Here is a 22,897-nt window from a genome sequence, read left to right as displayed (position 1 = left end):
GCCCGCAACGTGGATTTGACGACATGAACCCGATCGCAATTCTGTGGCCGATGGTGGCGCATTTCGCGCTGGTGGCGATCATGTATGCGTTGCTCGGCATGCGCCGCCGGCAGGCGATTCTGAACGGTTCCGTGGCACGCGGCCAGTGGAAGCTGCGCTCCGGCGGCGAGCCGGAAGTCAGCGCCGCCGTGTCGAACAATATCATGAACCAGTTCGAGCTTCCGGTTCTGTTCCATGCCGTCTGTCTGGCGCTTTATGTGACGGCGGGCGTGTCATGGATTGCCGTGATACTGGCCTGGCTGTTCGTGCTGCTGCGCTACGCGCACGCGTTCGAGCATGTCACCAGCAACCGCGTTTCGCGGCGCGGCATGCTGTTCGGCGGCGGCTTTCTGGTGCTGGTGCTTTTGTGGGCGTGGTTTGCGCTGCATCTGGCCGGAGCGGTCTGAAGAAAGATCAGACCACCATCACCTGACCCGGCAGTATCCGGCTCAGACTTCCAGCAGCACGATCTTGCGCTTTTCGAACTTGATGGCGATTTCGCCGCGCACGAGACGAAGCGCCTTTTCGCCGAACACTGCCCGCCGCCAGCCCTGCAGAGCTGGTACCTGCGCTTTTTCACCATGAGCGGCAATCTGGTCGATGTCATCGCTCGACGCCAGCACCTTGGCAGCAACGCCTTGCTGTTCGGCGATGATCTTCAGAAGCACTTTCAGCAATTCGGCCGCGGCATTGGTGCCCTCCGGCTGTTGCTGCTGTTTAGGCAGCTTTGGCAATTCATCCTTCGGCACGGCAAGGGCGGCATTCACCGCTCCCAGCAGAGCCACGGCGGTAGACGAGCGCTCCCAGCCCTTGGGAATGGTCCGCAGTCGGCCGAGCGCATCGCTGTCGCGCGGGGCCTGCTGGGCGATCTCGTAAATAGCGTCATCCTTGATGATCCGGCCGCGCGGCACGTCGCGTTCGCGCGCTTCGCGCTCGCGCCATGCGGCGACGGATTTCAGGATCGCCAGCTCCTGCGGCTTGCGCACGCGCATCTTCAGGCGCTTCCAGGCATCGTCCGGATGCGGATCATAAGTTTCGCGCGAGGTCAGAACCTGCATCTCTTCCTTCAGCCAGTGTGCGCGGTCCTCGCGCTCAAGCTGGGCCGTCAGATGTTTGTAGACGTCGATCAGGTGCGTCACGTCTGCCAGGGCATATTCCAGCTGCTTTTCCGAAAGCGGGCGGTAGCGCCAGTCGGTGAAGCGGGAGGATTTGTCGAGCCTGACATCGGTGATCTTCTGGACGAGCTGGTCGTACGAGACGGCATCGCCGAACCCGCACACCATCGCAGCCACCTGCGTGTCGAAAATCGGGGAGGGAACCAGATCGCCCTGATGAACGATGATCTCGATATCCTGCCGCGCGGCGTGGAAGACCTTGACCACATTCTCATTGGCCATGAGCCTGAAGAAGGGTTTCAGGTCGAGGCCGGGCGCCAGCGGGTCGACAAGCGCGGTAAAGCCCGGCACCGCCATCTGGATCAGGCACAAAACCGGCCAAAACGTTGTTTCCCGAATGAACTCCGTGTCAACGGTGACAAAGTCCGATTGCTCGAGTCTTTCAATGGCGCTCTCGAGTTCGCTCTGCGTGATAATAAGGTTCATCAAATCGCTTTTCAGATCAAACTCGTTTCTCAATTCCAGCCGCAGACGGGCGCGTCAAGCCATCGGATGTGAAACGAGTGGCAAGACGGGCCCCGAAAGGCGGCTTAAGGCCCTCTTGCCTTGACAAAAGGGCCTGCCCATGCGCTTTTCGCGCCAATTTTGCGGTCGGGCAAGTGCTTCGGCCCCATTGAACCATTGTTAGGCGGAAAATCAGGCAATGCATCGTTATCGCAGCCACACCTGCGCGCAGTTGAGAAAGGCCGATGTCGGCTCAAATATCCGTATTTCGGGCTGGGTGCATCGCGTTCGCGATCATGGCGGCCTGCTGTTCATCGACCTGCGCGACCATTACGGGCTGACGCAGATCGTGGCGGATCCGGATTCGCCGGCTTTCAAGACGGCTGAAACCGTGCGTGGCGAATGGGTCATTCGCGTCGACGGCGAGGTCAAGGCGCGCGCAGCCGATGCCGTGAACCCCAATCTAGAAACCGGTGAGATCGAGGTTTTCGCCACTGAGATAGAGGTGCTTTCCGCAGCGAAGGAACTGCCGCTGCCGGTTTTCGGCGAGCCGGACTATCCGGAAGATATCCGCCTGAAGTATCGCTTCCTCGATTTGCGCCGCGAAACGCTGCACAGAAACATCGTGATGCGCACGAAGATCATCGCCGAGATGCGCAAGCGCATGGGCGAGGTGGGTTTCACCGAATATTCCACCCCGATCCTGACCGCGTCGTCGCCCGAGGGCGCACGCGACTTCCTGGTTCCGTCGCGCATCCATCCGGGCACTTTCTACGCGCTGCCGCAGGCTCCGCAGCAGTACAAGCAGCTCATCATGGTGTCAGGCTTCGATCGCTATTTCCAGATCGCGCCCTGCTTCCGCGATGAGGATCCGCGCGCCGACCGCCTGCCGGGCGAATTCTATCAGCTCGACCTCGAAATGAGCTTTGTCGAGCAGGACGACGTGCTGGCCACCATGGAGCCGGTAATGCGCGGCGTGTTCGAGGTGTTTGCCGACGGCAAGCCGGTGACGCAGGAGTTCCGCCGCATTCCTTATGACGAAGCCATGCGCAAATACGGATCCGACAAGCCGGACCTGCGCAATCCGATCGAGATGCAGGACGTGTCCGAGCACTTCGCTGGTTCCGGCTTCAAGGTTTTCGCAAACATCCTCGCCAACGATCCCAAGGCCGAAGTGTGGGCCATTCCGGCGAAGACCGGTGGCTCGCGCGCATTCTGTGACCGCATGAATTCATGGGCGCAGGGCGAGGGGCAGCCGGGTCTGGGCTACATTTTCTGGCGCAAGGAAGGCGACAAGCTCGAAGGCGCCGGACCGATCGCCAAGAACATCGGCGAGGAGCGTACGGAGGCCGTGCGCCAGCAACTGGGGCTTGAAGATGGCGATGCTGCTTTCTTCGTTGCGGGCGATCCAAAGAAGTTCGTTGCTTTCGCCGGTGCCGCGCGCACCCGCGCGGGTGAGGAACTGAACCTCGTCGATCGCGAGCGTTTCGAGCTATGCTGGATTGTCGACTTCCCGTTCTACGAGTGGAACGAAGACGAGAAGAAGGTGGATTTCGCCCACAATCCGTTCTCGATGCCGCAGGGTGGCATCGAGGCGCTGAGCGGTCAGGACCCGCTGAGCCTGAAGGCCTATCAGTACGACATGGTCTGCAACGGCTTCGAGATCGCTTCCGGCGGCATCCGCAACCATCTTCCCGAAACCATGGTCAAGGCCTTCGAGATCGCGGGACTGGACCGTCAGACGGTGGAAGAGCGCTTTGGCGGTCTTTATCGCGCGTTCCAGTATGGCGCACCGCCGCATGGCGGCATGGCGGCCGGCATCGACCGTGTGGTCATGCTGCTCGTCGGTGCGAAGAACCTGCGCGAGGTCACCATGTTCCCGATGAACCAGCAGGCCTTTGATCTGCTCATGGGAGCGCCAGCGCCGGCTACGCCGCAGCAGCTGCGCGAACTGGAACTGCGCGTCATGCCGCAGAAAAAGGAAGCCTGAGCGATCAGGCAACAGAAAAGCCCCGCCGCTTATGAAGCGAGCGGGGCTTTTCTTTGAGTGATTTCGGGTAAAGGCAGAAGCGCTCTTTTCTACGCAATTACGAGCGCAAAACAGCTGCGCACTTTTGCAGGAATTGCTCTAATGACGAACCTGATATCTGGGTTCGTAATGTCCATCCGGCGTCTTCAGGAACAATTCTCTGATCTGCGGATGACGCACAGGCTCATCTGAAACATCTTCAACCAGATTTTGCTCGGAAACATAGGCGATGTAGTCCGTTTCGGAGTTTTCAGCCAGAAGATGGTAGAAAGGCTGGTCCTTGCTGGGGCGAACACCGACAGGAATTGCCTCATACCATTCGTCGGTATTGGCAAACTCCGGGTCGACATCGAAAATGATCCCGCGAAACGGAAAAAGCCGATGGCGCACAACCTGTCCGATTGAAAACTTTGCTTTTTTGATCGCCAGTCTGTCCATGCTTCTTATTTGGCTCATCACACCGGTTAATTCAATGCTGAACAGGTTACACAGCCATGTGAGCCTGTTTGCGGGTCGGATCGCAGGGCTGCAGCGAAATCCCGAAATTTCTCACAGCGGGTTGAAGTTCAGGGGGCGAATCTGAAAGCTGGCTGTGCTCCGGACACAAGGCTGCTGGCCGGTTAAGAGGCAAAACGATCATGTCCGATATTGCCGGCCTCGTTCTTCCGTTCTTCGGGCTGATCTTCGTCGGGTTCGCCGTCGCACGCATCACGCGCCAGCCTGTCGAAGCGCTGGGCTGGCTGAACACCTTCATCATCTATGTCGCACTGCCGGCCCTGTTCTTCCAGCTTCTGGCCAGAACGCCGTTTGAAGAGCTGACGGAATGGGGCTTCATCTTTGGATCGGTGTTCTCCACATTTCTGATTTTCATGATGATGTTCGCGGGCTCATTGCTGGTAGCCGGCAATATCGCGGAATCCACCGTGAAGGGGCTGGCGGCTGCTTACGGCAATATCGGCTATATGGGGCCGGGGCTGGCGGTGCTCGCCTTCGGAGAGAAGGCCGCGGTGCCGGTCGCCCTGATCTTCTGTTTCGAAAACGTCATGCATTTCACCATTGCCCCGATGATGATGGCGCTTGGCGGTGACGACCGCAGGTCATGGCCGCAGCTTGTGACAGGCATCGTCAGCCGCATTGTGCTGCACCCCTTCATCATCGCGACTGCGCTTGGCGTTCTGGCGGCTTATCTTGAATGGAGCCCGCCACTGCCGCTCGACCGTTTGCTCGGCTATCTCGCGAACGCGGCCGCTCCCTGCGCCCTGTTCGCCATGGGGGTGACGCTTGCCCTGCGGCCGCTGCGACGCATACCTGTCGAAATCGTGCCGATCAGCCTGCTCAAGCTCGTCGTGCATCCGCTGCTTTGCTACGTGATGCTGAGCCTGATGGGAGATTTTTCGGAGGTCTGGCTGTTTTCCGCCGTTCTGCTGGCGGCGTTGCCCACAGCAACCAATGTCTTCGTCATCGCCCAGCAATATGGGGTGTGGGTCGAGCGGGCTTCGGCAACGATACTGGTCACGACCTGTGCCTCGATCGTGACCGTCACTGGCCTGCTTTACATGATCAGGGCCGGGATCCTACCGCTGGATCTGTTCCCGTAACGCGCTGCCCAATGCGGAAAAACCGCTACCCGGATGCAACCCTTCACGCATGAAGAAAGCACGCAGCGGTGCAAAGCGGCCGAGCAGCTCAAGCGTGGCACTGCGAGCGATCTGGGCAGGAAGCATATTCGACAGCAGCGACCGGTTGAGGAGATTGACCGCGCTGGTGCGGGCCACGATGTCGGGCCTGCGCCGGAGATCGTAAGTGATCATTGCCTTGTCCGATCCGGGATCAGATCGGTTTTTTGATGAAACATCAACCAGATCGACGATATCCCTGATGCCAAGGTTCAGCCCCTGTGCGCCGATGGGCGGAAACACATGTGCAGCTTCGCCCACCAGCGCCACCCGGTTCCTGGCAAAGCGCTTCGGTGTGGAGGTCGACAGCGGATAGATCTGGCGCTTCGGCTCCACCGTCACTCGCCCCAGCATGGATTGCATGCGCCGCTCAATGTGAAGTGACAGGGTATCGTCGTCCAGTGCCGCCAGTTCGCTGGCGGTTTCGGGACGCACGACGCAGACAAGGCTCGATCTGCGGCCACCGGGAAGCGGCACCTGCGTGAACGGCCCGGTCTGGGTGTGGAATTCGGTGGAGGTGAAGTTGTGATCGAGCGTGTGGCCAAAATTCAGAACCAGCGCCGCCTGCGAAAATGGATGCGATGATACCGAAATGCCGGCGGCCTGGCGGGCCGGCGACATGCGCCCATCCGCAGCAACGACCAGCTTTCCTGAAACTTCGCTGCCATCGGCAAGCCGCGCCACTGCCTCGTCGAAACCGAGGTTCCAGCTTTCCACCAGCGTCTTCTTCCAGTCGATCGACGTGTTTGCAGCAACGGCCTGCGCCAGCGTCGCCACCAGCACCTTGTTGGGTATGTTGAGGCCGAAGCGCTCTTCACCGATGTCACCGGCATGGAAAGTTGCGGGCGTGCTGCGGATCAGCCGCTCCGTTGCATCCACGATACGCATGATCTTCAGCGGGGCGGACTGATCTGACAGCGCTGCCAGAACGCCGATCCGTTCCAGCGTTTCGAGGGCGGGATTCATCAGCGCCGTGGTGCGCCCGTCCTCGATATTGGGCTCAGGACCGACCAGCGTGACCGCAAAGCCTGCTCCGGCAAAGGAAAGCGCGGCGATCAGACCGGCAGGGCCGGTTCCGGCAACGAGGATCTTTGCTTCGGTTTCAGCAGGGATGGCGGTCGTTGGCATATCGGAGCCTCCTTGTCGCCCGAGCTATACGCCTTTCTCAACCGGGCCATCAACGCGACCTTTCAGCCGCTGCAAGAAAAACAACGCTTTTGCGCCTGTTACGGACAAGAAATCCTGTGTGGCCTTATGTCTAATCCACGCTCCCGCATTGACCCCGGCGGACAGGTGGTTGATCAAGAGGGATTATGGATGCCATGCAAGATGGACTGGTGGCCGTGGATAAAAAACCGACCGGCAGGAAGATCAGGGACCGTATTCCCAGACCGAGGAAGAAGGTGACCTGGCCACAGGCAAGAGCCTTTTCCGTCCATCTTCTGACGGCGTCCGGATCTTTCCTTGCTTTCGTTTCTCTCGTTGCGGCCAGCGAAGAGCGCTGGACGGCGATGTTCTGGTGGCTGGGACTGGCATTGTTCGTGGACGGCATAGACGGCCCGATCGCGCGCAAGCTGGAGGTCAAGGAAATCCTGCCGACATGGTCGGGCGAACTACTCGACAACATCATCGACTATGTCACCTATGTGCTGATTCCTGCATTCGCGCTGTATCAGTTCGGACTGATGGGCGAGGGGCTGTCGTTTATCGCCGCCGCCATCATCGTCGTTTCGAGCGCGATCTACTATGCCGATACCGGCATGAAGACCAAGGAGAACTTCTTCAAGGGGTTCCCGGTGGTCTGGAACATGGTGGTGTTCACGCTGTTCGTGGTCGGGCCGGGAGAATGGGTGTCATTCGCTGTGGTCGTGATCTGCGGACTGCTGACCTTCGTGCCGATCAATTTCCTGCATCCGGTGCGGGTCAGGCGCCTGCGCCCGATCAATCTCGCCATCACCTTGCTTTGGTGCGCGTTCGGGGTTCTGGCGCTGGCGGAATCGGCGCTGGCCGAATTCTACAACCAGATCGGCATACTGGCGGAAAACGTCAGCCTGTTTACAAAGGGCGGCATCACGGTCACCGGGCTTTACCTGTTCTGCATCGGTGGCATCATGCAGCTTTTCCCAAATCTCGGCGCGAAGAAGGCGTGAGCTGACATGTCCAAGGCAATTCGTATCCATAAGCATGGCGGTCCCGAAGTGCTGGTTTTCGAGGACGCGGATCCCGGCCGCCCCGGTCCGGGTGAAATTCTCGTGAGCCACACGGCGATCGGCGTGAACTTCATCGATGTCTACCATCGCACCGGCCTCTATCCAGCACCGAACGGCCTGCCATTCACGCCAGGCGGCGAGGCTGCCGGCGTGGTTCTCGAAGTGGGCGAGGGGGTCGACTGGTTGTCCCCGGGAGACCGGGTCGCCTATGTCGTGCAGCTGGGTGCCTATTCGGAGCAGCGCGTTGTGGGTGCCGATCGGGTCGTTCGCATTCCCGATGGGATCAGCGATGAGCAGGCTGCCGGCATGATGCTCAAGGGCATGACGGTGGAATATCTTGTGCGCCGTACCTTCCGGGTGAAGCCCGGCGACACCGTGCTCTATCACGCAGCGGCCGGCGGGGTGGGACTGATCTTCGGCCAGTGGGCGCATCATCTTGGCGCCACCGTCATCGGAACGGCCGGCTCGCCGGAAAAGGCCGAATTCGCGCGAACTCACGGGTTCCATCACGTGATAGACTATCGCCGGGAGGATTTCGTGCAGGAAGTGGCACGCATCACCGACGGCAGGAAATGCGATGTCGTCTATGATTCGGTTGGCAACGACACGTTTGCAGGCTCACTGGACTGCCTGAAGAGGCTCGGCACACTGGTTTCATTCGGTCAGTCTTCAGGTCCGATCCCACCTTTCGACATCGGCATTCTCGCCCGGAAAGGATCGCTGTACCTGACCCGCCCGACGCTTTTCAGCTACAATGTCACGCGCGAGGAACTTGAAGCGTCGGCAGCGGCTTTGTTCGAGGTGGTGCTGTCGGGGGCCGTTAAAATCATGGTCAATCAGCGCTATGCCCTCAAGGATGCGGCGCGCGCCCATTCCGATCTGGAGGGGCGCAAAACCACGGGAACAACCGTTCTCGTTCCCTGAATCATCGCTGCGAATGCCATCGAAATTATTGAAGCTCTTTCAAAGTAAGCATCGGTTTGCGCAGAAACGCGCCAGTGCCTACGATGCCATCGGGAACACAGAACATATCTGTTAAACAGATGGGAGGCACTGTGAGTTTACATCAAGGCGCTGCGGACCTGCTCGAGGTCCGTGGCCTGACCAAGATATTCGGCTCCCTGAAAGCTTGCGACACCATCGACCTTGGCATTGCCAAAGGCGAAATACATGCGCTTCTGGGAGAAAATGGCGCCGGCAAGTCCACTCTGGTCAAAATGCTGTTCGGCTCCCTTGAGCCACATTCCGGCGAGATCCTGTGGAACGGCCAGCCGGTGCGCATCACCAGTCCGGGCGTTGCCAAGAAACTCGGCATCGGCATGGTGTTCCAGCACTTTTCGCTGTTCGAGGCGCTGACCGCAGCCGAAAACATCGCTCTATCGCTCAATGACGGTGCGCCGATAAGCACCATTGCGGCCAAGGCCCGCGCCTTGTCCTACAGCTATGGCCTGCCGCTCGATCCGGATGCGCTGGTGGGCGATCTGTCGGTTGGAGAGCGCCAGCGGATCGAAATCATCCGCTGCCTGTTGCAGACGCCTGAACTCATCATTCTCGATGAACCGACCTCTGTTCTGACGCCGCAGGAAGCCGACAAGCTGTTTGAAACGCTGGAGCGGCTCCGGGCCGAGGGCAAGTCGATCCTCTATATTTCGCATCGCCTCGAAGAGGTGAAGCGCATCTGCGACCGCGCTACCGTGCTGCGTCACGGCAAGGTGGTGGGACACTGCAACCCGCGCGAGGAAACGGCGTCTTCTCTGGCCCGGATGATGGTGGGCACCGAGGTTCGCGCGGTCGAGCGCATGCCCGCTGCGGGAATCGACAAGGCCTGGCCGCTGCTGGAGATCGTCAATCTGAACCGAAAGCCAGCAACGCCGTTTGCCATTGCCTTGAAAAACATCAATCTTTCCGTCCGGGCCGGGGAGGTCGTCGGCATCGCCGGCGTTGCCGGTAACGGGCAGGGAGAGTTTTTCGAAGCTGTGTCTGGTGAGGTGCTTCAGCAGGACCGGGCGTCGGTGCGCATTGGCGGCGCCGATGTCGGCGGGCTCGACATAACGGGCCGGCGCCTGCTGGGCGCTGCCTTCGTTCCCGAGGAACGCCTCGGCCATGGCGCCGCCCCGCGCATGACGCTGTCGGAAAATCTTCTCCTGTCCCGGCACGCCACGGACGGCAAAAGATTCGTCGGTAAAGGCGGCATGATCGAAAGCAAGGCGATCTACGACACCGCACAGCGCATCATCGGGATCATGGATGTGCGCAAGAGCGCGCCTGATCCGGAAGCTGCGTCCCTGTCCGGCGGCAATCTGCAGAAATTCATCGTCGGGCGCGAGCTCGACCGCAATCCCTCGGTGATGATCGTCAACCAGCCGACATGGGGAGTCGATGCCGGGGCTGCGGCTCATATCCGGCAGGCGCTCATCAGCCTTGCCCGGAATGGCTCCGCCGTGCTGGTGATCAGTCAGGATCTGGACGAGCTTTTTGAAATGTCGGACGCCATTGCCGTGATGCACAATGGCGAATTGTCGCCCGCACTGCCTATAGCCGAAGCGACGTACGAGAAGATCGGCCTGCTGATGGGCGGTGCCGATCCGGGCCATGCCGCCACAGCCCATGCAACCGAAACGGCGGAGGTGGCATGATGCGCATCGAGCTCGTCAAACGTCCGCAGCGCTCGGCGCTGTTTTCGATGCTGTCTCCCTTCATCGCCTTCGCGCTGACCGTGATCACGGGCGCGATCATGTTCGCGGTGCTGGGCGTTAACCCCGCCAGGGCGCTCTACGCCTATTTCATCTCACCGCTCACCGAAGTCTGGCAGTTGCACGAGCTGGCGATCAAGGCCGCACCCCTTATCCTGATTGCGGTGGGCTTGTCCGTCTGCTTCCGCGCCAACATCTGGAACATCGGTGCGGAAGGCCAGTTCACGGTCGGTGCCATTGCCGGCTCGCTTCTGCCCGTTCTTTATCCTGATCTGCAGGGCGCGTACCTTCTCCCGCTGATGCTCCTGATGGGTATGATCGGCGGAGCGGCATTCGCGAGCATTCCTGCTTTTCTCAAGGCGCGCTTCAACACCAACGAAATCCTCACCAGCCTGATGCTGGTCTATGTCTCGCAACTGTTTCTCGACTGGGTTGTGCGAGGCCCGTGGCGTGATCCCATGGGCTATAATTTCCCGCAGACGGTTCAGTTCAGCCGGGCCGCGCGCCTGCCCGAACTGCTGGATTCCGGCCGGGCCAATCTGGGCTTCATCTTTTCGATCGTTGCGGCTGTGCTCGTCTGGCTGATGATGAGCCGCATGCTCAAGGGGTTTGAAGTGCGGGTGATGGGATCCAGCCCGCGGGCAGGGCGGTTCGCCGGCTTCAGCATGAACCGCATGGTGTTCTTCGCCTTCATGCTTTCCGGTGCGCTGGCGGGATTGGCCGGCATTTCGGAGGTTTCCGGCGCTATCGGCAGGCTTCAGCCGACGATTTCACCCGGTTACGGCTTCGCCGCCATCATCGTCGCGTTTCTGGGCAGGCTCAATCCGCTCGGCATTATCGCGGCCGGCCTCGTGCTGGGGCTGACCTATCTCGGGGGCGAGGCGGCACAGTCGTCGCTTGGCGTGTCGGACAAGCTGGCGCGCGTGTTCCAGGGCATGCTGCTGTTCTTCGTGCTGGGCTGCGACACGCTGATTCATTACCGAATTCGCTTTATCGGCAGGACAAATCCGGCAGCCGAAACGATTGCAGCACAGGAAGGGGCAAACTGATGGATATCTGGATCAGCATCCTTCTTACCATCGCCACTGCCGCCACGCCGCTGCTCATCGCCGCAATCGGCGAACTGGTTGCCGAGCGCGCCGGTGTGCTGAACCTCGGCGTCGAGGGCATGATGATCATGGGCGCGGTTGGCGGTTTCGGGGCCGGATATCTGACGGGATCTCCGTGGATCGGCGTGCTCGCTGCCATCGTCATCGGTGTTCTGTTTTCCCTGCTCTTCGCTTTCATGACGCTCACGCTCGCAACCAATCAGGTGGCGACAGGGCTTTCTCTCACCATTCTGGGGCTCGGCCTTTCAGGCATGATTGGAACCAGTTTTGTCGGCCAGCCGGGCGTGCGGCTGCAGAATCTTGACATTCCCGGCCTCACCTCGCTGCCGGTGGTCGGAAAGCTGATCTTCGGGCAGGATCCGATCTTCTACCTGTCGATCGTGCTGGTCATTGCCGTCGCCTGGTTCCTGTTCCGCAGCCGCACGGGGCTTACCATGCGAGCCATCGGCGACAGCCACGGCTCCGCCCATGCCCTCGGCATCCACGTTATCCGCTACCGCTATCTGGCCGTGATGTTCGGTGGCGCCTGCGCCGGGCTTGCCGGCGCGCATCTTTCACTCGTCTACACGCCGCAATGGGTGGAAAACATGAGCGCCGGACGCGGCTGGATCGCGCTGGCGCTGGTGGTGTTCGCCTCGTGGCGGCCATGGCGGGTTCTGGCCGGCGCCTACATCTTCGGCGCGATCTGGATAGGGCAGTTGCATGTGCAGGCGATCGACCTGTCGGCTTTCAGCAATTCATCGTGGCTGATTTACCAGCCGCTGGCCCTGCTGAAGTCCCTGCCATCCCAGTTCCTGTCGTCCTTGCCCTATCTCGCGACGATATTGGTTCTGGTTGTGATTTCGCGTAACAAGCGCCTGACCATGATGAACACGCCAGCTTCCCTGGCCCAGCCCTTCGTGCCTGAACGCTAAGAAATTCAGCGCGTTAGATGTTAAACCTAAGATGGAGAACACTCATATGAAGAAAACCATGACAGCTCTCATGGCAGCGGTGGCAGCCCTTGCCCTGTCTGCGCCCGCTCAGGCGCAGGACAAGCTGAAGGCCTGCTGGATCTACACAGGTTCCATCGGCGACTTCGGCTTTGCCTTCCAGCACGATCAGGGCCGCCAGATGGTGGAAAAGGAGCTTGGCGATCAGGTCGAGACCGCCTTCCTCGAAAACGTTTCGGAAGGTCCTGACGCGGCCCGCTCCTTTGAGCGCATGGCGCGCGACGGGTGCAAGATCATCTTCGGCACCTCCTTCGGTTTCATGGATGCCGAACTCGAAGTGGCGAACAAGTTCCCCGACGTGAAATTCGAGCACGCCACCGGCTTCAAGACATCCGACAACATGGGCGTCTACAACATCCGCTTCTATGAAGGTCGTTATGTAAGCGGCCAGATCGCGGCCAAGCAGTCGAAGACCGGTGTGGCCGGTTACATCGTTTCGTTCCCCATTCCTGAAGTCGTGATGGGAATCAACGCCTTCATGCTCGGCGCCCAGTCCGTCAATCCGGAGTTCAAGCTGAAGGTTGTGTGGATCAACTCCTGGTTCGATCCGGGCAAGGAAGCCGACGCCGCCAAGGCGCTGTTCGATCAGGGGGCTGACATCATTGCTCAGCATACCAACTCGACGGCTCCGCTGCAGATTGCTGAAGAGCGCGGCATGCACGGCTTCGGTCAGGCGGCCGACATGTCCAAGTTCGCTCCCAAGGCACAGCTCACCGCGGCAGTGAACAACTGGGGCCCGTACTATGTGAACCGCGTCAAGGCTGTCATTGATGGCAGCTGGAAGGCGGAAAGCCGGTGGGAAGGTTTCAAGGACGACATCCTCTACATGGCACCCTACACCAACGTGCCGGATGAGGTTGCAGAGGCTGCCAAGGCAACCGTTCAGAAAATCACGGACGGATGGAACCCCTACACCGGCCCGATCACCAGGCAGGATGGTACGGAATGGCTGAAGGACGGCGAGGTTGCCGATGATCAGACCCTTCTGGGCATGAATTTCTATGTGAAGGGCATCGACGACAAGCTTCCGCAGTAATCGTCAGCGGAGCGAAAGCAGAGAAGGGCGCCTTTCGGGCGCCCTTTTTTCTGCTTGTTCGGGGGAGGGTGCGCTTTTCAGAAAATGCGCCGGCTCTGCCTCAAACCAGATAATCGCTGACATGCGGCCACACTTCCAGGGCGCCCCGATAGATCATGTCGAGTGCGACATAGAGGATGATCAGCAGGCCGATATAGGCGATCCAGTGATAACGGTGGAGAAGCCGTGCAATCAGCGACGCGGCAAGTCCCATGAGGGCGACAGAGAAGACGAGGCCGACAACGAGTACGGTGAAGTGGTCGCGCGCTGCACCAGCTACGGCCAGCACATTGTCGAGCGACATGGAAACGTCGGCTACGACGATCTGGATCGCCGCCTGCAGAAGCGTTTTGCGGGGGGCCTTCGAGGGAGAAGATTCCGCGCCATCGGCCAGAACCCGCGTCGCTTCCTCTTCATCCTCATGAGAGGTGCGCAGCTCGCGCCACATTTTCCAGCAAACCCATAGCAACAGGATGCCGCCGACCAGAAGCAGGCCGAGTATTGCAAGGAGATGTACGGTTATCACCGCAAACACGATACGCAGAATGGTTGCAGCCAGAACCCCGATCAGGATCGCTTTCTTGCGTTGGTCAGCCGGCAAGCCAGCGGCCGCGAGACCGATGACGATGGCGTTATCTCCGGCCAGAACCAGATCGATGAAAATCACCTGAAGGAGCGCAGTGAAGCCAGCTGCGGTAAAAATTTCCATCGCCAGATCGCCTATCCATGTCGTGGGAACACCGGAGGCCTACGCCCAAGCCGGCAATGCAGTCAAGGGTTGTTGGGCCGTCAGGGGTTGTCGTCTCCATCGTCCTGCAACCTGCGAAAGCCCGGCGGTGGGACACCCGGGGCGCACTTCAGGAAATAAGAATTGCAGCAACCGTCTCATCTGTTGACTGCCGACCATGCTCGGCGCTAAAGCCGTGCGTGTATTGCATGCCTTTACTGTGAGGCGGCAGTCGGGCAGGAGGGATGGCCGAGCGGTTTAAGGCACCGGTCTTGAAAACCGGCGAGGCAGTGATGTCTCCGTGGGTTCGAATCCCACTCCCTCCGCCACTTCGGTATAAAACCGGGAACGCCGATTCCCGCCGATTTCCCTCCCTTAGTGGCTATCAGCGTCCTCAACAGCGTGTTTTTGTTGCCATTGATGTAGATCGCATCGTCCGCGACCTCGACATGCTGCGCGAAAGCCCGGACGTGATCCCGCCGATAGCCGCCCTTTTCGAGCCGAAGTCCGGCGCGCGCTTCGCTCGCCAGTTCTCGCACGGCCGCGCCTGTGAGGCACTTGTGCGCCGAGTTTTTCAGCATGGCCTCGGTCCTTACGGCGTCGGCCCGTGCCTGATCTCGTATCGCCGCAAGGCCCGCGATGCGTTCGCCGAGGGCGGATTCGGCCGGGTCGAGCGAACCCGCCTCGATAGCCTCGTAGAGCCGCTTTAGCCGCATATCGGCCTCGGCCGCGCGCTGGTTCAACTCGGTGATGTGCTGGCTGCGCCGCTCGACGCTCTCCTGCCGGCGATCCAGCAGCGAGGCGAGCACGTCTTCGATTCGCTCCGGGTCCAGCAGCCTTTCCTCGATGTGGCTGACCACAATGCGGTCCAGCTTGTCCATCGGGATCGCGCGGCCCTTGCAGCCGGTTTCGCCCTGCCGCGCCCGCATCGAGCAGGCATAGTAGCGGTAGCGGCCGTTCTTGCCGGTGCGCAGCGTCATGGCCCCGCCGCAATTGCCGCAATAGCAAATGCCGGTCAGCAGGTTCGGGCCGCTGACGACGCGCGGCGGCGTCACCTTCGGATTGTTGACCTGCAACCGCTTCTGCACCGCCTCGAATATCCCAAGGTCGATCAGTGGCGGCACCGCGACGGTGACGACTTCTTCCTCGGGCTTCACCTCGCCTTTCTTGGAGCGGCGATTGAAGCGATGTTCGCCGATATAGGTGCGGCGGGTCAGGACACGATGAAGCTGGCCGATGCCCCAACGCCCCCCGCTGCGGGTGAACACGCGGTTCCTGTTGAGATAGCTGACGATGTTCTTGACGCCCATGGGGCCGGACGTGCCGTCGCCTTCCAATGCGAGGCGGAAGATGAGCCGCACGGTGTCGGCGTGCAACGGGTCGATTTCCAGCTTTTTCTTTGTCTTGGTGCCGCGCTGCTCGGCATCGACGACACGGTAGCCGATGGGCGGCAGCGAGCCGTTCCAGAAGCCTTGCTGGGCGTTCTCCTTCAAGGCGCGCAGGACGTGCTTGGCGTTTTCCTTGGACTGGTATTCATCGAATAGCGCCATGATCTGCCGCATCATGACGTGCATGGGATCGTCGCCCATCTCCTGCGTGATGGAGACCAGCTTGACGCCGTTCTTGGCGAGCTTGCGAACGTAGAACTCCAGCTCGAAGTGATCGCGGAAGAAGCGGCTGAATGAATGGACCACGACAACATCGAAGGGCGCGGGCTTGGACGTGCCCGCCTCGATCATGCGCTGGAACTCGGGGCGACGGTCGTTGGTCGCCGATGCGCCCGGCTCGACGAAGGTTTCCACGAGCTGATAGCCGCGAGAATCGCAATAGGCTTCGCCCTGCCGCTTCTGGTCGGGGATCGACACGTCATGTTCGGCCTGCCGTGCCGTCGAGACGCGCAGATAGAGCGCGGCGCGAAACGCGACGTGTGGGGAACGAATGTTCATAGCGCGCCTCCCTTCGCCGTGCGGCGTTCGAGCAAGGGCAAGGCCAGCTCGACGCGATCATGCAGCACCTTGGGCACGAGCTTCTGGCCCTCGCCGGGGTCCATGCGGACAAGGCCGTAGCTCGCCATCTTCTTGAGGGTTCGGGACAGGTTGGGCTTTGCCCGTCCCGTGATCCGCGACAGTTCCTCAAGCGAGCCGGGCGACTGCTCGTCAATGATGCGCAGCAGTTCGCGGTTCCCACTGGACAGGATTTGCGCGAAAGATTCCGTGGACGTGAACCACACCTTCGGGTCGTCCGCCGCCGGCTTTTCCTCGCCCTTGGCGATCCGCATGGTGCGGGCCTTCATTTCTTCATAGTCGGCAATCCCGACTTTCAATGTGGTCATGTTACGCCTCGCTCCTTCAACACCGCATCCACCACCTGCCAGAAGTCGGCCAGCAGCGTGGCCGCGTCCTCGTAGGCGTAGGGCTTCACAGTCTGGAGGCGGTGCCGATGGTCCATCGGCTCGCCCCTCCTGCCTCGGCCGACTGGATGGGCGTTATCGAAGCCGACCAGCCGTTCGCCCGAAGGCCCGTGAAGCGTGAGCGAATAATCGAGGCCGTGCGGCTTTTCCGGCGAGGCCGGAACGCGGGTGACGACGAACTTCACCCAATGGCCGCCCTCGGGATCGACGACAAGCACCTGACCGTCGAGGTCCAGAAGCGTGTCGAGGCTCTGGTCACGATCCTCACTCATGATTACTGTTATCATCTGGAGATAACGATGGCAAGTCCTGATTGTCGGGATCGAGGTCGATGGGGCCGAACAAGCGGTCGAGCACATGACCGAAATACCGCTCGAAGATTTGCAGTTCTTCCTCGGTGATTGGCACCTTCTCGGGCCAGTCGTCGAAGACCGGCAGCGTCTCAACATCGACGATGCGAAGCGGCGAGCTGCGGCGTTCCCGGCCGTCTGGTGTGGGTTCGTCGGCATAGTCGAACAGATCGTCGGGAAGTGCTTCGGCGACCGGGTGTCGCGGTCGCCCTTTGCGGGCGCGGCGGCGCTCTGCGCACATGGAATCCTCCTTGGTTCTGGTAGATTCCGGGGCGCTCACGGCCCCGGAATTAGGCGAACCATGGAGGGCAGTCGGCGGCCTGTAGCGTGCCGCATTTACGCCTGTGCGCTGGCGGCACCCCCTCGCTAACGGGCATCACCGGCCAATAATGCTTTGCTCTTCGTCAGATTTCCGACCGACTGAGTTCAAATATCAGTGCTTCGAACCCTTACCTGACATACTCAAAAGTTCTATGCTGGAATCTTGCAACAGCGGCTTGCCGCGTAGAGCGGAATTCATGCAATGCAACAAGTAAACAGCCTTGATCTCAGTGATATTCATAAGGGCGACTGGGTTGATCGTATTTTGCCGCTTCCCATGCGACCCTATACCCGGCTGGCGCGGCTGGACCGCCCTGTCGGTATCTGGCTCACGCTCTTCCCGTGTTGGGCAGCGTTGTTTCAGGCGGCTCATGGCCTCCCCGACTTGCGCGATTTGCTGGTGTTTACCCTAGGTGCTCTTCTGATGCGCAGCGCGGGTTCAACCATCAACGATATGGCAGACCGTAATTTTGACGGCCATGTCGAGCGCACCCGGTTCCGGCCGTTGGCAAACGGCGAGCTCAGCTTGATCCGGGCTTTGGTGTTTCTGGCGGCTCAACTGCTGCTGGCCGCCTCGCTGCTGATCTTCCTAACGCCATTTGCGCGCTTTCTGGCAATCTGTGTCCTGCCGCTGGTGGTGCTCTATCCTTTCTGTAAACGGTTCACCCACTGGCCGCAGGCAGTTTTGGGAGCCGCCTTCAATTGGGGGATGCTAGTGGCCTGGGCGCAGATCGCCGGCGAAGTGCCGGCCGGAGCAGTGCTGATGTGGGCCGGGGCGATTGCATGGCAGATTGGATATGACACCACCTATGGCTACGTGGATGTGAAGGACGATCAGCGCCTTGGCCTCAAATCGACGGCGATTCTGTTCGGGACTCATGGCAAAGCGCTGATCGGCTTGTTTTATGTTTTGACGGTGCTGGCATGGTCACTTGGTGGCTGGATGCTGGACATGTCGGCCCCCTACGCCATCGGGATTCTCTTGATTGCGGCCCATCTTGGCTGGCAGGCATGGCGCTTCAATCCAAACCGCCCGGAAGTCAATTTTCGGCTTTTCCTCGCCAACATCCTGACTGGAGCGATGCTGGCAGCGGCAGCCCTTGCCGGAGCCTTGTAAGGCGATGTTATCGGTCTGACGCGCTGTCCTAACCGGCTGGCACTCCAGCGCGTCGCGGATCAACAGCATGCGGAATTCGGCATCGAGATGGTGCCAGTAGTTTAGCTCGTCGAACGCCGCGCCTTAGCGAACCCGCGATCCGTGGCGATGAAATGTTGCAGCATTGGCACGATGAGCTTGGCGGGATCGGCGACGGGCTGGCCGCTCTGGCGGGCCAGCACCTCGGCATAGGCGATCAGATCGCGGTTGAGCGTTGCGGGCAGCTCCAGCATGACCTTCACGGGCTTGTCGTCGGGCAGCGGGCCGAGTTTCAGCTTGGTCATGGTCAACGTCCTGTCGGCTCGAACACAAGGTCGCGGGTCACGATGATCCTGACCGGGAAACCGGGCCGGATGGTGAGCGTAGGCGCGACCTGCAACTGGCGCTGCACGATCTGCTGGCCCGCCTGATTGACGGTATCCTGCGCGCCGTCGCGGATGGCCCGGATCAGCCGGTCCTCGTCGCTGGTCGCCAGCTCCGTGCCGACCGCGAGCAGCGTGGACAGCCCTGCGGCCTTCATCAGATCCCACCAATGGTAATCAACCCCGTCTTCCAGCCCGGCATAGCCGCTGGCGTCCGCGCCCGGCAGACGCTCAAGGACGATGGAACGGCCGCCCGGCAGGATCAGGCGGTTCCACACCAAGAGCACCCTTCGCTGGCCGAAGGTCACGCCATCGTCGTATTGGCCGATGATGCGGGTGCCCTGCGGGATCCGAAGCAGCGAGCCGGTCGGGCTGTCATAGACGTTCTCCGTCACCTGCGCGGTGATCTGGCCGGGCAGATCAGAACGGATGCCGGTTATCAACGCGGCGGGGATCACGGCCCCGGCCTGAAGAATATAGGGCGATGCCGGCGGCGCGACGCGATCCGGGGCGACGGTCTGCCGGTCCACCGGCCCGTTGAGAAACGCCGCGTGGCGGTCCTGTGTCGCGGGCTGCCCTCCGAGGCCAAGCCCGGCAAGGCCGGGCATGGCCGCCCCTGCCGGCGCTCCCGTGCGCGGGCCGGACTGGAAGAACACGTTGCTCAAGCGCGCGGCTTCTTCCTCGGCGCGGCGGCGTTCCTCGGCTGGATCGACGGCAGGCGTCGTCATGACGGGCGGCGCGACGGGCTGTCCCCTGTTCTGCGCATCAAGGATGGGGCGGCCGAGGTCGCCGGGCAGCGCGGGGCCGAGCACCGGGCCGGTATAGTCGCGCGGCAGGCCGGACAAGCCGTCCGCCGTGGGCCGATTCTCGGTCGAATAGAGTTCTTCGCCGCCCTGTCCCCCGTCGCGGGTCTGGAGCGCGTAAATGAGCGCGCCGCCGATACCGAGAAGCGCGACGGCTCCGACGCCTGCCAGCATCTTGCGGGACAGGCGGGTGACACGGGGCGGTTCGGCGCGCAGGCGCATGGGCGCTGCGGGGTCGGTGATGGCGTTGTCTGTCATGAGGGGGAGCCTCCGGTCGCGTTGGCGGGCTGCGCGTCTGCCGCCTGCGTCGGGTTGGTGCGGACGATCCTGACGACCTGTTGACGTTTGCCGCTGCCAAGACGCAGCTCGGCCGTGCCGAACAGGCGGTCCACGATCAGGACGTTCTGGTGAACACGGCTATTGACGATCTGCGGCTCGCCGTTCGTACCGAGCACGAAAATTGGCGGCATCTCGCCCTGCACGATCCCGGCCGGGAAGACGACATAGACGCGGCGTCCATCATCGAAGACGGAAACCGGCCGCCACGGCGGGCTGTCGCCCTGCACCTGCAAGCCATAGCGATAGTTCCGCGCAGCCTCGGCCGGGATGATCGGCGCAGCCGGAACGGTCTGGCGCTGGCCGGCAGGCGGCGCGGGATAGGCCCATGCCACGGCGGGCATGTAGAGCGATTCCCGCGCGCGCAGCTCGATCAGGTAGGTGCGTCGGTCGGTGGTAACGACAAGGTTGGTGGAAATGTCCGGCCGTGTCGGCTTCACGAGGATATGGACACGGCGGTTCGCACCGCTGCCGCTCTCCGTGTCGCCGATGATCCAGCGGGCGGTGTCGCCCGCCGCAATCGGCCCCGCGCCTGTCAGGCTCTCGCCCGGCTCCAGCGCGATCGTCGTGATCTGCCCGACCGCGGCATAGACCTGATAGAGCGCGCCTTCCGACCACGGATATATCTGGATAGCGTTGTAGTAACCTTAGCGGCGCGGCTCGACGCGAGCGGCGGCATTGGCGTTCTCGACGCGGCTGGTCGGCGTGCCGGCAGGAGTGCCGCCGCGTGCCACGGTCCATGCCGGGGGCACATGCAACGGCCGGGGCGTGTTGTCGGCTGCTGCCGCCTGCACGGTCGGCAGCGGCGGCACGCTGGCATCGTAGCTGAATTGCGGCGTCCGGTTGGTGGCGCAGCCTGCGAGCATGGTCGCCGACAGCAGCACGGCCGCAATTGGCGGGGTGCGGATGATCGTCCTCATTGGCTCATCTCCCGCGACCACGAAATTGCATTGACGTAGATTCCCAGCGGATTGGCGCGCAGACGCTCGGCGTCGCGCGGCGGCTGGATGACGATGGTGAGGATGGCCGTCCACCGTTCGGTAGTCGAAAGCTGGCCGTTCTCGAAATGGCGTTCGGTCCACGCCACGCGGAAGCTGTCCGGCGAGGCCCGGATGACGCTCGAGACCTCGACGGCGATCTGCTGACGGCCGACCTTGGTGAAGGGATCGTTGGCGCGGGCGTAATCGTTGAGCGCCGCCGCGCCGCGATCCGTGGTCCATTCGTAGGCGCGAAGCCAGTTCTGGCGGACAATGATCGCGTCGGCCGGGATCGCGCGCACCTGCTCGATGAAGCGGCCGAGATGGAAAGCGATCTGCGGGTCAGTTGGCCGGTAATCGGCGTTCGCGGGCGCGACAGTCTGCGCCTGTCCAAGATTATCGACCTGCACCACCCACGGCACTACGGTCCCGCGTGCCGACTGCCAGACCAGCGCCGAGGCGAAGCCGGCCGAAAGAATGAGGGAGCCGAAGGCCATGAGCCGCCAGTTTTTCGCCTGCACACGGGCCGAGCCGATACGCTCGTCCCACACCTGCGCGGCCTTCTGATAGAGCGTCTCGGGTTCCGGCGATTTGCCGTAATGGGTTGCTGGTCGTTTGAAGATGCTCATGAGCGGTCACTTTCGGAAAGGTTGACGGAGGAACCAGAGCCGTGGCTGTCGCCGGAGCGGACGGCATGGGCTGTCATGGTGGTGCCGTGGTTGAGGGCCTGCCGGCGCTGCATCCGCTGCGCCCAAGCCGGGGGACCATCGGGGGAAGCCGACGACGCGGCTGCCGGGGCGGCGCTCGCGCTGCCGACCGTACCCATGGAGGATGTGCCGCCCGTCGCACCGAAACCGGCGCGCACGCCATCGGCGAAGCTGGACTTAACGCTTTCGCCTGCTTGGGATGTTGCGCTGGAGGCTGCACGCTTGAGCGGCGAGATAGCGGCCGAGCCTGCGGCGCGTGCAACACCGCCAAGGCCGGAAGCGACACCGGCCGCCCCGGTCTGGCCGAGCGAGCCGACGCTATAGGCAGCGGTCGCCGCTCCCGCAGCGGTCGCGCCGCCGCGGACGGCCGCGGCCCCACCGGACAGGGCAGCAGCGCCGCCCTTCGCGGCAAGCATAGCCCCGCCGCCAGCCGCCGCACCGCCAGCAAGCACCATGCCGCCGGCAGCGAGGCCCGTGCCTACTGCCGCGCCTGCGCCGAGCTGCGGGCCGCCCGAGACGATACCGTTAGCGATACCGGGACCGAAGATGCCGAGGCCGAGCAGCGACAGCGCGGCGAGCACAATCGCCATGGCGTCGTCGATGGTCGGGGTCGCGCCGCCAAAGCCGGCCGTGAATTGCGAAAACAGGGTGCTGCCGATGCCGATGATGACGGCGAGGACCAAGACCTTTATGCCGGACGACACCACGTTGCCCAAGACCTTCTCGGCCATGAAGGCGGTCTTGCCGAAAAGGCCGAAGGGGATGAGGACGAACCCCGCCAACGTGGTCAGTTTGAACTCGATCAGGGTGACAAAAAGCTGGATGGCGAGGATGAAGAAGGCCAACACAACCAGCGCCCATGCGAACAGCAGGCACGCGATCTGGATGAAGTTTTCAAAGAAGGCGATCCAGCCCATCAGGTCGGAAATGGAGTCAAGCAGCGGGCGGCCGGCGTCGAGGCCGGTCTGCGCGACGCGGCCCGGCCGCATCAGATCGGTGACGGAAAAGCCGGTGCCCGACGCCATGAGGCCGAGGCCGGCGAAGCTCTCGAAGACGATGCGGGCGAGGTTGTTCCAATTGCTGATGATGTAGGCGAACACGCCCACGAACAGGGTCTTCTTGACCAGCCGCGCGATAATGTCGTCATCCGCGCCCCATGCCCAAAAGAGCGCGGCGAGCGTCACGTCGATGACGATCAGCGTCGTGGCGATGAAGGCGACCTCGCCGCCGAGCAGGCCAAACCCCGAGTCGATGTAGGAGGTGAAGACCCCGAGAAAATTGTCGATGACGCCCGTGTTGCCCATGG

The 22,897-nt window shown here is 61.7% G+C and carries 21 protein-coding genes, 1 tRNA gene and 2 pseudogenes; 11 read left to right on the top strand and 13 right to left on the bottom strand.

Annotated features, from left to right (window positions below; all coding sequences use genetic code 11):
- Positions 1-23: 23 nt before the first annotated feature.
- On the top strand, positions 24-446 hold the full coding sequence (locus MIC97_RS02830; protein ID WP_239798762.1) for an MAPEG family protein: 423 nt from the start codon (positions 24-26) through the stop codon (positions 444-446).
- 42 nt (positions 447-488) lie between these two features.
- On the opposite strand, the gene rnd is transcribed toward MIC97_RS02830, so the two are convergent.
- On the bottom strand, positions 489-1,640 hold the full coding sequence (rnd, locus tag MIC97_RS02825; RefSeq protein ID WP_239798761.1) for a ribonuclease D: 1,152 nt from the start codon (positions 1,638-1,640) through the stop codon (positions 489-491).
- A 217-nt stretch (positions 1,641-1,857) separates the two neighbouring features.
- Between rnd and aspS the strand changes: the two genes are divergently transcribed.
- Positions 1,858-3,648, top strand: coding sequence for an aspartate--tRNA ligase (aspS, locus tag MIC97_RS02820; protein ID WP_239798760.1), 1,791 nt, complete (start codon positions 1,858-1,860; stop codon positions 3,646-3,648).
- A 138-nt stretch (positions 3,649-3,786) separates the two neighbouring features.
- Here aspS and hspQ read toward each other — a convergent pair whose 3' ends face one another.
- On the bottom strand, positions 3,787-4,125 hold the full coding sequence (gene hspQ / locus MIC97_RS02815; protein ID WP_210307340.1) for a heat shock protein HspQ: 339 nt from the start codon (positions 4,123-4,125) through the stop codon (positions 3,787-3,789).
- Between the two features lie 200 nt (positions 4,126-4,325).
- On the opposite strand from hspQ, the gene MIC97_RS02810 reads away from it, so the two are divergent.
- Positions 4,326-5,285, top strand: a complete 960-nt coding sequence (locus MIC97_RS02810; protein ID WP_239798759.1) for an AEC family transporter — start codon at positions 4,326-4,328, stop codon at positions 5,283-5,285.
- Here MIC97_RS02810 and MIC97_RS02805 read toward each other — a convergent pair.
- Positions 5,262-6,491 carry a UbiH/UbiF family hydroxylase gene (locus MIC97_RS02805; RefSeq protein WP_239798758.1) on the bottom strand — a complete coding sequence of 410 codons (1,230 nt, stop codon included), beginning with the start codon at positions 6,489-6,491 and terminating at the stop codon, positions 5,262-5,264. The genes MIC97_RS02810 and MIC97_RS02805 overlap by 24 nt on opposite strands.
- A gap of 185 nt (positions 6,492-6,676) precedes the next feature.
- On the opposite strand from MIC97_RS02805, the gene pcsA reads away from it, so the two are divergent.
- From pcsA to MIC97_RS02775, 6 genes are all read left to right on the top strand, one after another.
- The gene (gene pcsA / locus MIC97_RS02800) at positions 6,677-7,513 is read left to right on the top strand and encodes a phosphatidylcholine synthase (RefSeq protein ID WP_239798757.1); all 837 of its coding nucleotides are present in this window, start codon (positions 6,677-6,679) and stop codon (positions 7,511-7,513) included.
- 6 nt (positions 7,514-7,519) lie between these two features.
- Complete coding sequence (locus MIC97_RS02795) at positions 7,520-8,497, top strand: quinone oxidoreductase (RefSeq protein WP_239798756.1); 978 nt, start codon at positions 7,520-7,522, stop codon at positions 8,495-8,497.
- A 119-nt stretch (positions 8,498-8,616) separates the two neighbouring features.
- Complete coding sequence (locus MIC97_RS02790) at positions 8,617-10,209, top strand: ABC transporter ATP-binding protein (protein ID WP_239798755.1); 1,593 nt, start codon at positions 8,617-8,619, stop codon at positions 10,207-10,209.
- Positions 10,206-11,315: an ABC transporter permease gene (locus tag MIC97_RS02785; protein ID WP_239798754.1), complete on the top strand. Its 1,110-nt coding sequence runs from the start codon at positions 10,206-10,208 to the stop codon at positions 11,313-11,315. Before MIC97_RS02790 ends, MIC97_RS02785 begins: the two co-directional genes overlap by 4 nt.
- Positions 11,315-12,289, top strand: coding sequence for an ABC transporter permease (locus MIC97_RS02780; protein WP_239798753.1), 975 nt, complete (start codon positions 11,315-11,317; stop codon positions 12,287-12,289). Before MIC97_RS02785 ends, MIC97_RS02780 begins: the two co-directional genes overlap by 1 nt.
- Positions 12,290-12,335: 46 nt before the next feature.
- A complete protein-coding gene (locus MIC97_RS02775; protein ID WP_239798752.1) occupies positions 12,336-13,403 on the top strand; it encodes a BMP family ABC transporter substrate-binding protein in 1,068 nt (355 codons plus the stop codon).
- A 100-nt stretch (positions 13,404-13,503) separates the two neighbouring features.
- Here the strand turns inward: MIC97_RS02775 and MIC97_RS02770 are convergent, their stop codons facing one another.
- Positions 13,504-14,151 carry a TerC family protein gene (locus tag MIC97_RS02770; RefSeq protein WP_239798751.1) on the bottom strand — a complete coding sequence of 216 codons (648 nt, stop codon included), beginning with the start codon at positions 14,149-14,151 and terminating at the stop codon, positions 13,504-13,506.
- A gap of 257 nt (positions 14,152-14,408) precedes the next feature.
- Here MIC97_RS02770 and MIC97_RS02765 point away from each other — a divergent pair.
- A tRNA-Ser gene (locus tag MIC97_RS02765) sits at positions 14,409-14,498 on the top strand.
- Positions 14,499-14,555: 57 nt separating this feature from the next.
- Here the strand turns inward: MIC97_RS02765 and MIC97_RS02760 are convergent.
- The 4 genes and pseudogenes from MIC97_RS02760 to MIC97_RS02745 all read right to left on the bottom strand — a co-directional run.
- Positions 14,556-16,115 (bottom strand): annotated as a pseudogene (locus MIC97_RS02760) (recombinase family protein); the annotation flags it as partial.
- A complete protein-coding gene (locus MIC97_RS02755) occupies positions 16,112-16,501 on the bottom strand; it encodes a helix-turn-helix domain-containing protein (protein WP_239798750.1) in 390 nt (129 codons plus the stop codon). The pseudogene MIC97_RS02760 and the gene MIC97_RS02755, both read right to left, overlap by 4 nt.
- Entirely contained in the window at positions 16,498-16,851 is a 354-nt protein-coding gene (locus MIC97_RS02750) for a DUF6516 family protein (protein ID WP_239798749.1), read from the bottom strand. Before MIC97_RS02750 ends, MIC97_RS02755 begins: the two co-directional genes overlap by 4 nt.
- Positions 16,844-17,170, bottom strand: a complete 327-nt coding sequence (locus MIC97_RS02745) for a hypothetical protein (protein WP_239798748.1) — start codon at positions 17,168-17,170, stop codon at positions 16,844-16,846. Before MIC97_RS02745 ends, MIC97_RS02750 begins: the two co-directional genes overlap by 8 nt.
- A 282-nt stretch (positions 17,171-17,452) precedes the next feature.
- Between MIC97_RS02745 and ubiA the strand changes: the two genes are divergently transcribed.
- Entirely contained in the window at positions 17,453-18,367 is a 915-nt protein-coding gene (gene ubiA / locus MIC97_RS02740) for a 4-hydroxybenzoate octaprenyltransferase (RefSeq protein WP_239798747.1), read from the top strand.
- A 101-nt stretch (positions 18,368-18,468) separates the two neighbouring features.
- Here the strand turns inward: ubiA and MIC97_RS02735 are convergent, their stop codons facing one another.
- The 5 genes and pseudogenes from MIC97_RS02735 to trbL all read right to left on the bottom strand — a co-directional run bounded on the left by MIC97_RS02735 (position 18,469) and on the right by trbL (position 22,895).
- Positions 18,469-18,690: a DUF2274 domain-containing protein gene (locus MIC97_RS02735; RefSeq protein ID WP_239798746.1), complete on the bottom strand. Its 222-nt coding sequence runs from the start codon at positions 18,688-18,690 to the stop codon at positions 18,469-18,471.
- Between the two features lie 2 nt (positions 18,691-18,692).
- Positions 18,693-19,829 (bottom strand): TrbI/VirB10 family protein, encoded by a 1,137-nt coding sequence (locus MIC97_RS02730; RefSeq protein ID WP_239798745.1) that lies wholly within the window; start codon positions 19,827-19,829, stop codon positions 18,693-18,695.
- A pseudogene (trbG, locus tag MIC97_RS02725) lies at positions 19,826-20,827 on the bottom strand (P-type conjugative transfer protein TrbG). Before trbG ends, MIC97_RS02730 begins: the two are co-directional and overlap by 4 nt.
- Positions 20,824-21,513, bottom strand: a complete 690-nt coding sequence (gene trbF / locus MIC97_RS02720; protein ID WP_239798744.1) for a conjugal transfer protein TrbF — start codon at positions 21,511-21,513, stop codon at positions 20,824-20,826. The pseudogene trbG and the gene trbF overlap by 4 nt, the downstream one beginning before the upstream one ends.
- Positions 21,510-22,895 carry a P-type conjugative transfer protein TrbL gene (gene trbL, locus MIC97_RS02715; RefSeq protein WP_239798743.1) on the bottom strand — a complete coding sequence of 462 codons (1,386 nt, stop codon included), beginning with the start codon at positions 22,893-22,895 and terminating at the stop codon, positions 21,510-21,512. The genes trbF and trbL overlap by 4 nt, the downstream gene beginning before the upstream one ends.
- Between the last annotated feature and the right edge of the window lie 2 nt (positions 22,896-22,897).

Origin of the sequence: Aquamicrobium sp. NLF2-7 (assembly GCF_022359935.1) — a bacterium.
GTDB lineage: Bacteria > Pseudomonadota > Alphaproteobacteria > Rhizobiales > Rhizobiaceae > Mesorhizobium > Mesorhizobium lusatiense.
Note: the sequence above shows the minus strand (reverse complement) of the source record. Positions and strands in the feature narration are given on the sequence as shown.

Excerpts from the sequence above, each read along its gene's own strand:
- MIC97_RS02755 (WP_239798750.1), bottom strand. The coding sequence starts at position 16,501 with ATGACCACATTGAAAGTCGGGATTGCCGACTATGAAGAAATGAAGGCC.
- MIC97_RS02780 (WP_239798753.1), top strand. The coding sequence starts at position 11,315 with ATGGATATCTGGATCAGCATCCTTCTTACCATCGCCACTGCCGCCACG.
- MIC97_RS02785 (WP_239798754.1), top strand. The coding sequence starts at position 10,206 with ATGATGCGCATCGAGCTCGTCAAACGTCCGCAGCGCTCGGCGCTGTTT.
- rnd (WP_239798761.1), bottom strand. The coding sequence starts at position 1,640 with ATGAACCTTATTATCACGCAGAGCGAACTCGAGAGCGCCATTGAAAGA.
- trbF (WP_239798744.1), bottom strand. The coding sequence starts at position 21,513 with ATGAGCATCTTCAAACGACCAGCAACCCATTACGGCAAATCGCCGGAA.
- MIC97_RS02745 (WP_239798748.1), bottom strand. The coding sequence starts at position 17,170 with ATGTGCGCAGAGCGCCGCCGCGCCCGCAAAGGGCGACCGCGACACCCG.
- MIC97_RS02790 (WP_239798755.1), top strand. The coding sequence starts at position 8,617 with ATGGGAGGCACTGTGAGTTTACATCAAGGCGCTGCGGACCTGCTCGAG.
- MIC97_RS02830 (WP_239798762.1), top strand. The coding sequence starts at position 24 with ATGAACCCGATCGCAATTCTGTGGCCGATGGTGGCGCATTTCGCGCTG.
- pcsA (WP_239798757.1), top strand. The coding sequence starts at position 6,677 with ATGGATGCCATGCAAGATGGACTGGTGGCCGTGGATAAAAAACCGACC.
- ubiA (WP_239798747.1), top strand. The coding sequence starts at position 17,453 with ATGCAACAAGTAAACAGCCTTGATCTCAGTGATATTCATAAGGGCGAC.
- trbL (WP_239798743.1), bottom strand. The coding sequence starts at position 22,895 with ATGGGCAACACGGGCGTCATCGACAATTTTCTCGGGGTCTTCACCTCC.
- MIC97_RS02770 (WP_239798751.1), bottom strand. The coding sequence starts at position 14,151 with ATGGAAATTTTTACCGCAGCTGGCTTCACTGCGCTCCTTCAGGTGATT.
- aspS (WP_239798760.1), top strand. The coding sequence starts at position 1,858 with ATGCATCGTTATCGCAGCCACACCTGCGCGCAGTTGAGAAAGGCCGAT.
- MIC97_RS02805 (WP_239798758.1), bottom strand. The coding sequence starts at position 6,491 with ATGCCAACGACCGCCATCCCTGCTGAAACCGAAGCAAAGATCCTCGTT.
- hspQ (WP_210307340.1), bottom strand. The coding sequence starts at position 4,125 with ATGGACAGACTGGCGATCAAAAAAGCAAAGTTTTCAATCGGACAGGTT.
- MIC97_RS02775 (WP_239798752.1), top strand. The coding sequence starts at position 12,336 with ATGAAGAAAACCATGACAGCTCTCATGGCAGCGGTGGCAGCCCTTGCC.
- MIC97_RS02750 (WP_239798749.1), bottom strand. The coding sequence starts at position 16,851 with ATGAGTGAGGATCGTGACCAGAGCCTCGACACGCTTCTGGACCTCGAC.
- MIC97_RS02810 (WP_239798759.1), top strand. The coding sequence starts at position 4,326 with ATGTCCGATATTGCCGGCCTCGTTCTTCCGTTCTTCGGGCTGATCTTC.
- MIC97_RS02730 (WP_239798745.1), bottom strand. The coding sequence starts at position 19,829 with ATGACAGACAACGCCATCACCGACCCCGCAGCGCCCATGCGCCTGCGC.
- MIC97_RS02735 (WP_239798746.1), bottom strand. The coding sequence starts at position 18,690 with ATGACCAAGCTGAAACTCGGCCCGCTGCCCGACGACAAGCCCGTGAAG.
- MIC97_RS02795 (WP_239798756.1), top strand. The coding sequence starts at position 7,520 with ATGTCCAAGGCAATTCGTATCCATAAGCATGGCGGTCCCGAAGTGCTG.